This window comes from Tenacibaculum caenipelagi (genome assembly GCF_004363005.1).
GTDB classification, from domain to species: domain Bacteria; phylum Bacteroidota; class Bacteroidia; order Flavobacteriales; family Flavobacteriaceae; genus Polaribacter; species Polaribacter caenipelagi.
In genome coordinates, this window is record NZ_SNYH01000001.1 from 408,897 (window position 1) to 424,250 (window position 15,354).

General features: G+C 33.0%; 11 protein-coding genes. 6 read left to right on the forward strand and 5 right to left on the reverse strand.

Going from position 1 to position 15,354, the window contains the following annotated elements; genetic code table 11:
* Positions 1–477, reverse strand: a complete 477-nt coding sequence (rpsG, locus tag DFQ07_RS01845; RefSeq protein WP_028890723.1) for a 30S ribosomal protein S7 — start codon at positions 475–477, stop codon at positions 1–3.
* Positions 478–509: 32 nt separating this feature from the next.
* Positions 510–890, reverse strand: a complete 381-nt coding sequence (gene rpsL / locus DFQ07_RS01850) for a 30S ribosomal protein S12 (protein ID WP_028890722.1) — start codon at positions 888–890, stop codon at positions 510–512.
* A 423-nt stretch (positions 891–1,313) separates the two neighbouring features.
* Here rpsL and DFQ07_RS01855 point away from each other — a divergent pair, with 423 nt between their 5' ends.
* The 5 genes from DFQ07_RS01855 (at position 1,314) to rlmB (ending at position 11,743) form a co-directional block, all read left to right on the forward strand.
* Complete coding sequence (locus tag DFQ07_RS01855; protein WP_133534569.1) at positions 1,314–4,538, forward strand: SusC/RagA family TonB-linked outer membrane protein; 3,225 nt, start codon at positions 1,314–1,316, stop codon at positions 4,536–4,538.
* Positions 4,539–4,549: 11 nt separating this feature from the next.
* Entirely contained in the window at positions 4,550–5,974 is a 1,425-nt protein-coding gene (locus DFQ07_RS01860; RefSeq protein WP_133534570.1) for a SusD/RagB family nutrient-binding outer membrane lipoprotein, read from the forward strand.
* Positions 5,975–6,099: 125 nt separating this feature from the next.
* The gene (locus DFQ07_RS01865) at positions 6,100–9,243 is read left to right on the forward strand and encodes a SusC/RagA family TonB-linked outer membrane protein (protein WP_133534571.1); all 3,144 of its coding nucleotides are present in this window, start codon (positions 6,100–6,102) and stop codon (positions 9,241–9,243) included.
* A gap of 27 nt (positions 9,244–9,270) precedes the next feature.
* Entirely contained in the window at positions 9,271–10,887 is a 1,617-nt protein-coding gene (locus DFQ07_RS01870) for a RagB/SusD family nutrient uptake outer membrane protein (protein WP_133534572.1), read from the forward strand.
* Between the two features lie 118 nt (positions 10,888–11,005).
* Entirely contained in the window at positions 11,006–11,743 is a 738-nt protein-coding gene (rlmB, locus tag DFQ07_RS01875; RefSeq protein WP_133534573.1) for a 23S rRNA (guanosine(2251)-2'-O)-methyltransferase RlmB, read from the forward strand.
* Between the two features lie 36 nt (positions 11,744–11,779).
* On the opposite strand, the gene DFQ07_RS01880 is transcribed toward rlmB, so the two are convergent.
* On the reverse strand, positions 11,780–12,490 hold the full coding sequence (locus DFQ07_RS01880) for a rhomboid family intramembrane serine protease (protein ID WP_133534574.1): 711 nt from the start codon (positions 12,488–12,490) through the stop codon (positions 11,780–11,782).
* Between the two features lie 76 nt (positions 12,491–12,566).
* On the opposite strand from DFQ07_RS01880, the gene DFQ07_RS01885 reads away from it, so the two are divergent.
* Positions 12,567–13,838: a replication-associated recombination protein A gene (locus tag DFQ07_RS01885; RefSeq protein WP_133534575.1), complete on the forward strand. Its 1,272-nt coding sequence runs from the start codon at positions 12,567–12,569 to the stop codon at positions 13,836–13,838.
* A 37-nt stretch (positions 13,839–13,875) separates the two neighbouring features.
* Here DFQ07_RS01885 and DFQ07_RS01890 read toward each other — a convergent pair whose 3' ends face one another.
* Positions 13,876–14,619 carry a hypothetical protein gene (locus DFQ07_RS01890; protein WP_133534576.1) on the reverse strand — a complete coding sequence of 248 codons (744 nt, stop codon included), beginning with the start codon at positions 14,617–14,619 and terminating at the stop codon, positions 13,876–13,878.
* 52 nt (positions 14,620–14,671) lie between these two features.
* Positions 14,672–15,346, reverse strand: a complete 675-nt coding sequence (locus DFQ07_RS01895) for a YjjG family noncanonical pyrimidine nucleotidase (protein ID WP_133534577.1) — start codon at positions 15,344–15,346, stop codon at positions 14,672–14,674.
* Positions 15,347–15,354: the final 8 nt, after the last annotated feature.

Genomic DNA, 15,354 nt, shown 5'->3' on the forward strand with positions numbered 1-15,354 from the left:
TTAAAATCTAAAGTGTGAGAACGCTTTGTTTGCTTCTGCCATCTTATGAGTATCCACTCTTTTCTTAACAGCAGCACCTTCTTCTTTTGCAGCAGCTAAAATCTCAGCAGCTAAACGTTGTGCCATTGTTTTTTCATTACGCTTACGCGCATAAGAAATCATCCATTTAATCGCCATAGAAACCTTACGGTCTGGACGAATTTGCATTGGAATTTGGAATGTTGCTCCACCTACACGACGAGAACGAACTTCTACGTGAGGCATCACGTTAGATAAACCATCTTTCCACACTTCTAAAGCCGACTTTTCTTCGTCAGTTTTCTTTTCATTTACGATATCCATTGCATCGTAAAACACTTTGAACGCTACAGATTTCTTACCGTCCCACATTAAGTTATTCACAAAACGTGTAACTAATTGATCGTTGAATCTAGGATCCGGTAACAAAACTCTTTTTTTAGCTCTTCTTTTCCTCATGTCTTTACATTAAAAAAGTTACTAATTAATTTTTACTTTTTGTCTTTTGGGCGTTTTGCACCGTACTTAGATCTACGCTGAGTTCTTCCCTCAACTCCTGCAGTATCTAATGCTCCACGTACCACGTGATATTTAACACCTGGTAAATCTTTTACCCTTCCACCTCTAACTAATACTATCGAGTGCTCTTGCAAGTTATGTCCTTCTCCTGGAATATACGCGTTAATCTCGTTACCGTTTGTTAATCTCACCCTTGCTACCTTACGCATTGCTGAGTTAGGTTTCTTAGGTGTAGTGGTATACACACGCGTACAAACTCCACGTCTTTGTGGACATGCTTGTAAAGCAGCCGATTTACTCTTCTTAGTTATTTTGGCTCTTCCTTTACGAACTAATTGTTGAATAGTTGGCATACTAAATTATTACTTGTTTTTAATTTGTACTTAAATTACTCTAATTTTAAGAGTGTGCAAATGTACGACTATTTTCTAATTATTCAAATATCAAGAAGTTATTTTTACTTCTCATCTAAAAAAACTACAACTATTTTTAATTAACAAGTGAGCACCTTTACACATATCAACAACCCATTACTATCTAAATTTAGTTTTCCTTCTAAAATCACATACAATTTAGACACAAACACACAAGACCAAACAAAATTTTACTATTAAACCAACAACTTCATCGAAATACAAAAAACATAACAAAAACAACCTTTAAACACACTTAAAACAACAACACGTCTACAGTATTTTCAGAATTATTTAACAAATACCTTGTTTTTTTAAGTTTTATTTATGATTTTTGGCTCAATTAATTCAAATAATTACATAATGAAAACAAAGTTTAATGGAATTTTAACGCTGTTTCTAGCGTTGATTGTGCAAATATCCTTTGCTCAAGAAAAAACAATTTCAGGTACAGTTTCTGACGAAACAGGACCATTACCTGGAGTTAATGTATTAAAAAAAGGAACTACTATAGGTGTGGAAACTGATTTTGATGGAAAATTCTCTATCAAAGCAGCAACTGGTGATGTTCTTGTTTTTAGTTTTGTTGGAATGAAAACTATTGAAAGAACAGTTGGAGCCTCAAACACTATAAACATATCTATGGTAAGCGACAATGTTCTTGACGAGGTTGTTGTTACCGCATTAGGTATAAAGAGAGAGAAAAAATCTTTAGGTTATGCTGTTCAAGAAGTAAAAGGTGATGATATTAATAAAGCAAAAGAACAAAGTTTTATTAGTTCACTTTCTGGTAGAGTAGCTGGTTTAGATGTTAAGAAGAGTAACAGTATTGGTGGGTCTGTAAATGTAGTTTTAAGAGGTTCTAGTTCACTTACAGGAAGTAATCAGGCTCTTTTCGTTGTAGATGGTATCCCTATTAGTAATGGTAACTTCAACACTTCTGCTCAAACTGCTGGTAGTGGTGGATACGATTTTGGTAACGCTGCTTCTGACATCAACCCTGATGATATAGAAAGTGTTTCTGTTTTAAAAGGTGCTACTGCATCTGCTTTATACGGATCCCAAGCTGCTAACGGAGTTATCTTAATTACAACTAAAAAAGGTAGCAAGAAGAAAGGACTAGGTGTAACTATTAATAATAGCACTTCTTTTAGCGAAATTGACGAATCAACTTTCCCTACATACCAAAACAAATATGGTGCAGGTTATGGAAAGTACTATGGTTCTACTGGTGATTTCTTTGATTATGATGTTAACGGTGATGGTACAGATGATTTATTAGTACCTGTAGGAGAAGATGCAAGTTTTGGTGGTGCTTTCGATCCTAATACAATGGTTTACCAATGGAACTCATTATATCCTTCTTTAGACACATACTTACAACCTACTCCTTGGGTTGCTGCTAAAAATGGTCCTTCAAGTATTTTCCAAACAGGAATTGCTAATGTATTAAATGTCTCGTTAGAAGGCGGTAATGAAAATGGAGTTTTTAGATTTGGTTATACTAATGATGATAGAAGTGGTATTTTACCAAACAGTAAAATTAAAAAGGATGTTGTTACACTAGGAGGTTCTACTAACTTAAGTGATAAACTAAGAATTTCTGCAAAAGGAACATACACAAGAATTTCTGGTAAAGGTAGATATGGTACTGGTTATGACAGTGGAAACGTTACACAAATGTTACGTCAATGGTTTCAGACAAATGTTGATTTAGAAGATCAAAAAAATGCATATTTTTCAACTCGTCAAAACATTACTTGGAACCCTAATTCTCCGACAAATTTAACTCCTCATTACTTTGATAATCCATACTGGACTTTATATGAGAATTACGAAACAGATCTTAGAAACAGATTTTTAGGTAATGCTAATTTAGTTTACGACTTAACCGACTGGGTATCTGTAACTGGTAGGATTGGAGTAGATTCATACAATGATCTTGTTGAAGAGAGAAAAAATGTAGGAAGTTTAGATCAATCATACTACATTAAAAGAAATCGTCAATACGAACAATACAACTACGATTTATTACTTAATTTTAACAAACAGTTAAGTGATGATATTTCTTTCACAGGTTTATTAGGTGCTAGTTTACAAACTAGACACTACAACAGCACTAGTGCTTCTACAAATGGTGGATTGGTAGTAGCTGGTTTATACGCTTTAAGCAACTCAGTAAGTGCTTTAAGTCCTCCTGTTGAATCTGATTGGACACAAAGAAAAGTAGGTTACTACGCTCAAGCTTCTTTTGGTTTTAGAGATATGCTATTCTTAGAGGGTACTTTTAGACGAGATGTTTCTTCAACTTTACCTGCTGACAACAATGCCTACAACTACCCTTCTGGGTCTGCTAGTTTCTTATTTAGTAAAGTTCTTAATGCTGACTGGTTAAACTTTGGTAAAGTACGTGCTAGTTATGCAGAAGTTACAAATGATGCTGGATCTTACCAAGTAGTTAATACTTCTACGGCTAACGACCCTTTCGGATCTACACCTGTGTACTCTGTTGATGACACATCTAACAACCCAGAATTAGCTCCAGAAACTACAAAAGAATTCGAAGTAGGTTTAGAGACTAAACTATTTAAAAACAGATTAGGTTTTGAAGCTTCTTGGTATAAGAAGAATACTGTTGACCAAATTTTACCAGTTCAAGTTTCACCTGCAACAGGTTACAATTTTAAGTTTGTAAATGCAGGAGAAATGGAAAACAAGGGTATTGAATTAGCTTTGAATGGTACACCTGTTAAAAGTGAAGATTTTGAATGGAACATTAACGTAAACTGGGCTAAAAATGAAAATACTGTTGTGTCTTTATTTGAGGACGGTGAAAACATGTTAATCTATTCAGCTTGGTCTACTGCAATTAATGCAAGAAAAGGTTTACCTTATGGTACTATTACTGGTACAGACTATGTTTACACAAACGGACAAAGAACTGTAGGAGCTGACGGTAAATATTTAAGAACAAGTTCTACTACAGAAATTCTTGGTAACATTCAACCAGATTGGATTGGTGGTGTTTATAACGGATTTAAGTACAAAAACTTTAATTTCGGATTCTTAATTGATGTTCAACAAGGAGGTGATATCGTTAACTATGATGCTGCTTTTGGTAACGCAACTGGTTTATACGCTGAAACTGCTGCTTTAAACGAATTAGGAAACCCTGTGAGAGATAGAGTTGCTGATGGTGGTGGTGTATTATTAGATGGTGTTAAAGCTGACGGTACTCCTAACGATATTAGAGCCGAAGCTCATAATTATTTAACTCCTTTTGGTTACTACGGAGGTTCATCTGAAACTGGTACTTATGCTCCTGATGCACAATTTGTTTATGATGCATCTTATGTTAAATTAAGAGAAGTTTCTATAGGATACGAATTCCCTAAATCTTTAACAGATAAACTATCTATTAACTCATTATCTCTAGGACTTTCTGCTAGAAACCTTTGGATTATCCACAAAAACTTACCTTATGGAGACCCTGAATACAGTGCAAGTTCTGGAAACAGAAGAGGTATTCAAAACGGTACTTTACCATCAACTAAAGATGTTAGTTTAAACATTTCTGTTAAATTTTAAATTAAAGAATAATGAAAAAAATAATTTTAGCAATAACAACTCTCTTATTTATTACTTCGTGTAGTGATAATTTAGAGAGATATAATGTAGACCCGAAAAATCCTATAGATGTGGATCCTGCTTTTATGCTTTCTTATGCTCAGTATAATTTAGCTAAGCAAATGGGTGACGTAGATTATAACGCCAATGTAAGTCGCCTTTGGGCAAATTACGCTACTCAAACAACTTACATACAAGAGTCTAGTTATGATGCTGCCAACAGAGATATAGGTGGAACTATTTGGGATAATATATATACTGAAAATTTATTAGAATTAAGTAAAGCAAAGGCAACTATAGCTACTCAAGAAGTTACTGCCGCTGAATTACCTGCAAAGAACAATAAGTTAGCTGTAATCACCATTTTAGAAACTTATGCTTACCAGTATTTAGTTGATAATTTTGGAGATGTTCCTTTTACTGAAGCATTAGACATTAATAATGTTACTCCAAAGTATGATGATGATCAGTTTATCTATACTGCTATAACTGCAAATTTAGAAGATGCTATTAGTAAGATTACCACTGGTGCTGATTCTTTTGGTTCAGCAGATTTAATATACGGTGGAGACATGACTAAATGGTCTAAGTTCGCTAATACATTGCTTTTAAAAATAGGAACAAGATTATCTGATGTAAACCCTTCAGAAGCTTCTCGCCTAATTAATGCTGCCGTATCAGGAGGTGTTTTCACTAGTAATGCTGATAACCCTAAATTTATTTACACAGGTGTACAACCATATATCAATCCTGTATACGATTATTTTGTAGTAGATTCTAGAAATTCAGATTTTGTAGCTACTGAGAATTTCATCGCTTTGTTAGATGGAATGTCAGATCCTAGAATTGATGTATATTACGACGATAATATTGCCGGAGGTATGGTTGGTGGAGTTTATGGTGCTGCTGGTAATGCTTATGATTTATTAACACACTTCAATCCTGCTTGGACTGACAACAATGTTGAGCCTACTACGTTATTAGAATATTCTACAGTATGTTTTGAATTAGCAGAAGCTGTTGAAAGAGGATTTATCTCAGGTATAGCAGCTAATTATTATAATGCTGGAGTAACAGCTTCTTTTAACGAACTAGGTATTGGTGGTGATGCTGCTGCATATTTAATTCTTAATCCTTACAATGCTGCTAACTGGGAACAATCTATTGGAATCCAAAAGTATATTTCATTGTTCCACAATGCTCATGAAGCATGGACAGAAGCTAGAAGAACTGGTATTCCTCAATTAGCAACTGCTGCTTCTAACGGAGTAGCTAACCCTAAAAGAATGATTTATCCAGTAGAGGAAGTGTTAATAAACACGACAAACTATAATGCTGCTTCAACTAATATAGGAGGAGATGCAACTACTTCAGCAATTTTTTGGGATGTAGACTAAACCCTTATCATTGTTATATATAAAACGCTTTAGAAAATTTTCTAAAGCGTTTTTTTTGTTAAAAAATTGTTTCTTTAAGATATATTTATGATTTTAGCGCTTAATTAATTCAAATAATTACAATAATGAGAACAAAGTTCAATGGGGTTTTAACGCTATTATTGGCGTTGTTTGTGCAAATATCCTTTGCACAAGACAGAACAATTTCAGGTAATGTTTCAGACGATACTGGTCCTTTACCTGGGGTTACGATACTAAAAAAAGGTACTACACAAGGTACAGAAACTGATTTTGATGGAAACTACACTATCCAAGCTAAAACTGGTGATATTTTAGTTTTTAGTTTTGTTGGAATGAAAACAGCAGAAAGAGCTGTAGCTGGTTCAAATCAAATCAATGTCATTTTAGAAAATGATAATTTGCTAGAAGAAGTAATTGTTGTTGCTTATGGTACTACAACTAAGGAAGCCTTTACTGGATCAGCACAAGTTATTTCAGTTGATGATATAGCATCTAGACCTGCTACATCTCCTGTTGCAGCAATTGAAGGTAAAGTTACTGGGGTACAATTCACATCTGCAAATGGAGCACCTGGTTCATCACCTGGTATACTTATTAGAGGTGCTGGTACTCTTAATGGTTCTACATCTCCTTTATATATTGTTGATGGTGTGCAATTTGACGGTGCATTATCACTTATAAACCAAGATGATATAGAATCTATGACTATTCTTAAAGATGCTGCTTCTGCAGCTTTATATGGTCCTAGAGCTGCTAATGGTGTTGTAATTATTACTACTAAATCAGGTAAGCAAGGAAAGCTTAAAGTAGGTATAAACTCACAATTAGGGGTTATCTCTAATGCTATCCCTAACTATAATACAGTTAACCCTGGTCAATATTATGAGTTAATGTGGGAGTCTTATAAGAATACACTTAGTGGACCTGATGTAGAAGGACAAGCTTCTGCTGGTATTTATAGTCAATTAGGATATAACCCTTTTAATGTACCTAATGATCAAATTGTTGGTACTGATGGTAAGTTAAATCCTAATGCTCAATTTGTTTATCAAAGTGCAGATTGGAGAGATGCTATGGAGAAAACTGGAATTAGAACAAATCACTCTATCAATGTTTCTGGTGGGGGTGAAAAACATCATCTTTTCTTTTCATCTTCTTATTTAGATGAAGAAGGGTATGTAATAAATACTAACTTTAATCGTGTTACTACTAGACTTAATGCTGATTTTCAATTAGCTGACTGGGTTAAAATAGGTTCTAATATTAACTTAGCTACTACAAAGACTAACGGAGACTTAAGTGGTGGTACTTCAAGTATTGTTAACCCTTTTAACTGGGCTATAGACTTAGCTCCTATATATCCTGTATATATGGAAGATCAAAATGGTAACTTTGTACTTGATTCAAATGGTAATAAACAGTTTGATCGTGGTGTTGGTAATCCTGCCTACAATCAATTAGCTAGACCATATAACCCAGATCGTCATGGTATTCAAGAGTTGGTACTAAATAAAGATATTGCTAAACAAAATAACTATGGCTTTAAAAACTTTGTAGATTTTAAATTATTAGATGGTTTAAACTTTAAAGTTGACTACTCTTTACAATTTCAAGATTATATATCTAAAAACTATGAAAACCATATAATTGGTGATGGAGCACCAGGTGGTCGTTTTCAAGAAACTAGATACCGTAGAACAATTGAGAATATAAATCAAATTTTGTCTTACAATAAAACTTTGGATGACGTTCATAATTTAGAACTAACTCTTGGTCACGAAAGTATGCAACGTAATTACTCTCAGTTATACGGTATTGCCAATACTCAAACTGCTACAGGTATTTATGAATTTGCTAATTTTTCTGCAGGTGATAATGTAGATGGTTATAGTTCTGATTATAGATTAGAAGGTTATTTCTCTAGATTGAACTACAACTTTGATAATAAATACTTTTTAAGTGGTTCATTTAGACGTGATGCAACTTCTGTATTTAGTAAGCAAGCTCGTACAGGTTATTTCTATTCTGTAGGTGCTGGATGGATTATTAGTAAAGAAAACTTTATGAAAGATGTATCTTTTGTTAACAACTTAAAGTTAAGAGGGTCTTATGGTGAAGTTGGTAACGATAATTTATTAAATAGTGATGGATCAAGAGATTATTATATCTACCAAGCATTATATACAATCCACCCTAACGCAGGTACACCGGGTATTGTTTGGACAAGTACTGGTAATGAGCTCTTAGAATGGGAAAACCAAGCATCTTGGGATGTCGCTTTAGATTTTACTTTATTCAATTACACAATTGATGGTGCTATTGAATATTTTAATAAAGAAACTAAGGGACTTTTATTTAACTTACCTATTCCTTTATCTGAAGGATTAAATCAAGCTCCTCAAAATATTGGAGATATGGTTAACAAGGGTTGGGAAGTTTCGTTAAATGCTCATTTATTTAAAAACAACAATTTTAAATGGGATTTAGGCTTACAAGGTACACACCTTGAAAATGAAATCACATCTATACCAAGTCCATCTATACAAGGTACAAAACGTTGGGCTGAAGGTCATTCTAGATACGATTATTTCTTATACCATTATGCTGGTGTAGATCCAAATAATGGAGATGCTCTTTACTATATGTACGAACCAGATGCTACAACTGGTGAACAAGTACCTGTATTAAATGCAGACGGTACTCATGCTACAACTAACGATTTTCAAGATGCTCAAAGAGCTTACACTGGTGATAGCAGTATACCAGATCTTATCGGATCAGTATCTAACTCATTTAGCTACAAAGGATTAAGCTTAGATTTCTTATTTACATTTGGTATTGGTGGAAAAGTTTTAGATAGAGGTTATGCACAATTAATGCACGAAGGTACTTATGGTCAAAATTTACACGTAGATGCATTAAATGCATGGAGAAACCCAGGAGATGTTACTAACGTACCTAGATTAGAAAATGGTAACAATGACTTATCTGTACAAAACTCTACAAGATTTTTAACAGATGCTTCTTATTTAGCTTTAAAGAATATTAATTTATCATATTCATTAAAAAGCCACCTTTCTGATAAATTAGGAGTAAACGACTTGCGTTTCTTTATGTCTGCTGAAAACTTATTCTTACTAACAAAGAGAGAAGGTCTTAACCCTCAATACTCTTTATCTGGTGTACAAGACGGTAATGATTATTCTCCTGCTAGAGTATTATCTTTTGGAGTTAATCTTACTTTCTAATAATTATTAAAAATTAAAAAACTTATCATGTTCAGAAAAATAAACATAATAATGGCAGCTGTTACTTTGTTAACAATAACTAGTTGCTCTGAAGATTTTCTTGAAACAAAGCCTACCGATGCAATTTCAGCATCTGACGCTTATGCTAGTGCAGAAAATATGAACTTAGTATTAAATGGCTTACACAGAAACATGTATGGTCATGGTGATATATTACCTGGTGGTAGTTTTCAAAGAACAGGAGAAAGTCATTTTATTCCTTCTTTTGATGCTGTTGGTGGTAACATTATTCATTCTTCACCAGGAAATGGATGGATGAGAGGCGATTTACAATGGTTAATGCATACTAATGCTAACTCTACAACTCTTACTCAGCAATGGTACCAACGCTATAATTTTATTGCTGTTAGTAATAACCTTATAAACGCTGTTGATAAAAACTTTAATTCTTCTGACCCTAAAATTGCTAAAATACTTGGTCAAGCATATGCTTATAGAGCTTGGGCATATTGGAGATTAGTTACTACATATGCGAAAGGTTACTTAGTAGGAAATCCTAGTACAGATTTGGGTGTACCAATAATTTTGCAAACTGGTGCTCCTTATACTAGTGCTCCTAGATCTACAGTAAGTGAAGTATATGCACAAATTGAAAGCGATATAAACAATGCTATTCTTTATTTAGACAAAGGAGACACTAGCAATGATAAATCTAATATATCAGTTAATGCTGCTCAAGGTATCAAAGCAAAAGTAGCATTAAGTAGAGGAGACTGGAGTACTGCTGCTACTGCTGCTGCTGCTGCTAGACAAGGTTATCCTTTACTTGACGAATCAGGCTGGTTATCAGGATTTAACAGTGTTGGTTTAAGTGAAGTTATTTGGGGAGGAGCCATGATTGATGCAGAAACTAACTTTTTTGCTTCTTATTTCTATTATATTTCTCCTACTTTTAATGGAAGTCAAAATAGAACTAACCCTAAAATAATAAGCAAAGAATTATACGATGCTATTCCTACAACAGATTATCGTAATAAAGCTTGGTTACCTACTGCTCCTAATACATATTCTTCTGCCTCTAATGGTTTAGGTGGTGATTGGGAAGCTGATCCTAACTATGCAACTCAAGAAGAGTGGCAAGCTGCTAAAGATGCTATTATTCAAAAATACGGTATGACAAGTGGTCACAACACACATCCATACATGAATGTTAAGTTTTTACAAAAAAACCCAGGAACTATTGATGTAGATGATGTAATCTATATGCGTTCAGCTGAAATGTATTTAATCGAAGCTGAAGCAAAAGCAATGATGAATGATATAGCTGGAGCTCAAAGCGTTTTACAGGAGTTTGGTAGTGCTAGAGACACAGCCTATGATTCAAGTATTTTCAATACTCAAACAGCTTTAATGGATCATATTAAGTGGCAAAGAAGAGTAGAGTTATGGGGTGAAGGTTTTTCTTATCATGATCAAATTAGATGGGATGAAGGACTTGACCAAACTAATTCTGGAGCTTCTCAAGTTTTATACAGAGATGGATTTACACAAGCAAAACCATCTTTAAACGATGCATGGATTTGGAAAATTCCACAGGCTGAAATTGATGCTAACCCAAATATTTCAGAAGCAGATCAAAATTAAATTATATAAAATTTAATTGATAAAAAACAAACTAATTCAAAAATTAGATTGTATAAATATTAAAACCATCTCTAACGAGGTGGTTTTTTTATACCATAAAATGAACTACATTTGCAGCATGGAACAAAACACAAACATTTTTGGTATTAGAGCCATTATAGAAGCTATAGAAAGTGGAGCTTCAATTAATAAAGTATATCTTCAAAAAGGCTTACGGGGTGACTTATTTTTTCAATTAGACAAGCTGTTGAAAAAAAACAAAATATCAACAAGTGTAGTTCCTACTGAGAAACTAGATCGTTTGTCAAAACACAACAATCATCAGGGAGCTGTTGCAAAAATTTCCCCTATAGAATTCCACGATTTAGAAACTCTTTTAGAATCCACTTTAGAGTCTGATAAAACTCCCCTATTCTTATTGCTTGATCAAGTTTCTGATGTGAGAAATTTCGGAGCAATTATCAGAACAGCTGAGTGTACTGGTGTAAACGGAATTATCATTCAGAAAAGTGGTAGTGCTCCTGTAAATGCTGAAACTATTAAAACTTCTGCGGGAGCTGCATTTAAAGTTCCAATTTGTAAAGTAGATCACATTAAAGATGCAATCTTTCAACTAAAAGCTGCCGATATTAAATTAGTAGCTGCTACTGAAAAAACTGAAGATTCAGTTTTTAATGTTAATTTTAATCAGCCTATAGCTATTGTTATGGGGTCTGAACATAAAGGTGTTAGTACTTCCGTTTTAAAGCTGGTTGATTACAAAGCAAAACTACCTTTATTGGGTGAAATTGAATCATTAAATGTATCTGTTGCTTGTGGTGCTTTTTTATATGAATCTGTAAGACAACGTTTATAAAAAATAAAATCCTGCTTATTGCAGGATTTTTTACTTTTACTCTTGTTCTTTTTCTTTATAAATATACCTATAACTAATTTCTTTTAGTTCAATTTCTTCATCAACTACTGGTGGAATATAGTTTCCATCTTCATCAAACATCGAGTCAAATTCTGTTTGAGAAAACTTGAACTTTTCTTTCACGATTCCTCTTTTTCTATATAACAAAGCAAAAACAACACCAGTTATTAATCCTGATAAGTGTCCTTCCCAAGACATTCCTTCTTTAATTGGCAATACATACCAAACCATACTCCCATATAAAAAAATAGTAATGAAAGAAACCGCAACTAATCGATAGTTTTTTCTTATAACACCACTAAAAAGCACAAAGCTAAAAAGTAGATACACTATTCCACTTGCCCCAATGTGATATGATTCACGAGCAATCAACCAAGTTAATAGTCCGGTTATAATTCCTCCATAAATCAAAATTTTCGCTGCTACTTCCTTATAAAAGTAAAAAAGACACGTTGAGAGCACGAATAAAGGGACAGAATTATTAAAAAGATGATTTGTATCACTATGAATGAAAGGAGAGCAAAAAACCCCTTTTAAGCCACTGATATTTCTTGGATACACTCCAAATTTATTAAAATTCCACCCAAATTTAATCTCTAACCAGTACACAAACCATATTGCAAAAACAAACAAAAGGGGAATCGTAAAAACGGTTGGAAAAAATTTTAGTTGTTGTTCTGTTTTCATAATATTGAAAATAACAAAAATAAATCCAAAATAGCATTTCTGAAGTTCTGTCATAAATCTTTGTTATTTTTACAAAATGAATCAACCTTTGGCAGAAAGAATACGCCCACAAAATTTAAGCGATTATATTAGTCAACAACATTTGGTGGGCGAAAATGGTATATTAACCAATCATATTAAACAAGGAATTATTCCTTCACTAATACTATGGGGACCTCCAGGAATTGGTAAAACGACTTTGGCAAATATTATCGCCAACGAATCTGGACGTCCTTTTTATACCTTAAGTGCTATCAGTTCTGGTGTAAAAGATGTTCGTGAAGTTATTGAAAAAGCTAAAAAAAGCGGTGGATTGTTTACTCAAAAAAATCCTATTTTATTCATAGACGAGATTCATCGTTTTAGTAAATCACAACAAGACTCTTTATTAGGTGCTGTTGAAAAAGGTTGGGTAACTTTAGTAGGAGCTACTACAGAAAATCCAAGCTTTGAAGTGATTCCTGCCCTACTCTCACGTTGCCAGGTGTATATTTTAAATTCTTTTGATAAAGATGATTTGATTGCTCTATTATATAGAGCCATGGAAAAAGATGAAATCATCTCTCAGAAAAAGATTAATTTAAAAGAAACAGATGCTTTGTTACAAGTTTCTGGTGGTGATGCTAGAAAACTCCTCAATATTTTTGAGCTGTTAGTCGCTGCTGATGATGAAATTGATATTACTAATAAACTTGTTTTAGAGAAAATTCAAAAAAACACAGTTCGCTATGACAAAACTGGAGAACAACATTATGATATTGTTTCTGCATTTATCAAATCGATTAGAGGAAGTGATCCTAATGCTGCTGTGTATTGGTTGGCTCGAATGATTGAAGGCGGAGAAGATGTAAAATTCATTGCTCGAAGAATGTTGATTGCCGCTTCTGAGGATATTGGTAATGCCAACCCTACTGCTTTAATTTTAGCTAACAACACATTCCAAGCAGTTTCTGTAATCGGATATCCCGAATCTAGAATTATTTTGAGTCAATGTGCTGTATATTTAGCTAACTCTGCTAAAAGTAACGCTTCGTATATGGCAATTGGAGAAGCACAAAACTTAGTAAAAACTACTGGAGATTTATCTGTTCCCTTACATTTAAGAAATGCTCCTACTAAATTGATGAAAGATTTAGACTACGGAAAAGAATATCAATATTCGCATAACTATGCAGGTAATTTTGTAAATCAAGAATTTTTACCTGATGAGATAAAAAATACAAAATTATATGAACCTGGTAACAATGCTAGAGAAAATCAGTTCAGGGAATTACTAAAACAACGTTGGAAAGACAAGTATAATTATTAAAAAAGAGAGCTGAATAAGCTCTCTTTAAATTTATTTGCTAAAATTTCACTTGATATTCCTTAATTACCTTTATATCATTATCATAATATTCAGCGAACCAAGAATTTTCATTTTTATATAAAATTCCGTTTTTATCTTTAATTACAAAAACATCTTTAACATTAGTTTTTAATACCTGAAAAACAACTTCTGGCTTTGTATTTACCAATTGAAATCCATTCTCTATTAGCTGTGCATATAGTACTTCTGCTATGCTTTTATCTTTTTTAACCTCTACTAACTTATCTTCAACGACTTTTACAGTAGTAACTACAGCTGGCACCTCTTTAGTTATAGTAACTTGATCTTCTTCTAACGGAACATACTTATATTTTAATGCCTCTATCGACTTAAAAGCATTGCGAATGGCTTCATGGTATGCCTTCTTATATTCTTTTTCTTTACTTCTCCCCTCTTTTGATGTAAACACAACTTTATTGTAACAATCTCTTAACTCAATAGTACTTTTTGTTGTAAACATACTTGAAGCATCTTTAACTACACCTTTCAACACTAAACACCTATTATTTGCAACTTCATTAGGCAATTGCTCATCGTCTAAAAAAGCAGTAAAACCATACTTATTAAACAAGAACTTTGTTAATGAACTTGTTTGATATTTGTCCTTTCCTTTAACAAAATCAAACTGACTTGGTACTATTATGTATTTATAATTGTTAATTGACTTTTGAGCAAAACTCCCTATGGTTATGAATAATGCTATAAAAAGTATTTTTTTCATTTTCTATAAATTATTAAACTAATATGGCACAATATCGTACTTTTTAAATAAACTATAAATAATTTTTTAGCTCTATTAGAGAAGTAATACGCTGTACACTGCTACTTTTATTTTCTTCTGAAAAATGGATTGCCATCATTCCTGAATTTATAGCTCCCATTACATCTGCTTCATAACTATCGCCAATCATAACAGATTCATATGCTTGAGCTTGAGCTTTATTTAAAGCAAATTCAAAAACTTTCGGGTTTGGTTTTTTTACTCCTATACATTCAGAAGTTATAACTTGTTTGAAGTATTTATCTATTCCTGATTTTTCTAATTTGAGGTTCTGTACTTCTTTAAAACCATTAGTAATAATATGCAAATGGTATTTACTTTCTAAGTACTCTAAAACTTCAATAGTATCAGAAAAAAGATGGTTAAAACTAGGCAAATAACGAATATAACCTTCTGATATTAAACCAATCAAATCATCTGAGGCTTTATAATTTAAATCTGTAAACGTTTCCTTTAACCTATGATATCTTAATGCGGTCTTTTCTATTTTATCTTCTCTATACAACTGCCAATATTTTAAATTTATTGGTCTGTACACTCCTAAAAAAGTATCAATAGAAATTGTAATATTTTGCTCTCTAAAAATTTGCTGAAAAGTCAATTTTGAGTTTTTATCAAAATCCCACAAGGTATGATCTAAATCAAAAAATACATGTTTAATTTTCATAGTTACTT

Excerpts from the sequence above, each read along its gene's own strand:
- DFQ07_RS01880 (WP_133534574.1), bottom strand. The coding sequence starts at position 12,490 with ATGAAAACAGAACAACAACTAAAATTTTTTCCAACCGTTTTTACGATT.
- DFQ07_RS01865 (WP_133534571.1), top strand. The coding sequence starts at position 6,100 with ATGAGAACAAAGTTCAATGGGGTTTTAACGCTATTATTGGCGTTGTTT.
- DFQ07_RS01870 (WP_133534572.1), top strand. The coding sequence starts at position 9,271 with ATGTTCAGAAAAATAAACATAATAATGGCAGCTGTTACTTTGTTAACA.
- DFQ07_RS01885 (WP_133534575.1), top strand. The coding sequence starts at position 12,567 with ATGAATCAACCTTTGGCAGAAAGAATACGCCCACAAAATTTAAGCGAT.
- DFQ07_RS01860 (WP_133534570.1), top strand. The coding sequence starts at position 4,550 with ATGAAAAAAATAATTTTAGCAATAACAACTCTCTTATTTATTACTTCG.
- DFQ07_RS01895 (WP_133534577.1), bottom strand. The coding sequence starts at position 15,346 with ATGAAAATTAAACATGTATTTTTTGATTTAGATCATACCTTGTGGGAT.
- DFQ07_RS01890 (WP_133534576.1), bottom strand. The coding sequence starts at position 14,619 with ATGAAAAAAATACTTTTTATAGCATTATTCATAACCATAGGGAGTTTT.
- rpsG (WP_028890723.1), bottom strand. The coding sequence starts at position 477 with ATGAGGAAAAGAAGAGCTAAAAAAAGAGTTTTGTTACCGGATCCTAGA.
- rpsL (WP_028890722.1), bottom strand. The coding sequence starts at position 890 with ATGCCAACTATTCAACAATTAGTTCGTAAAGGAAGAGCCAAAATAACT.
- DFQ07_RS01855 (WP_133534569.1), top strand. The coding sequence starts at position 1,314 with ATGAAAACAAAGTTTAATGGAATTTTAACGCTGTTTCTAGCGTTGATT.
- rlmB (WP_133534573.1), top strand. The coding sequence starts at position 11,006 with ATGGAACAAAACACAAACATTTTTGGTATTAGAGCCATTATAGAAGCT.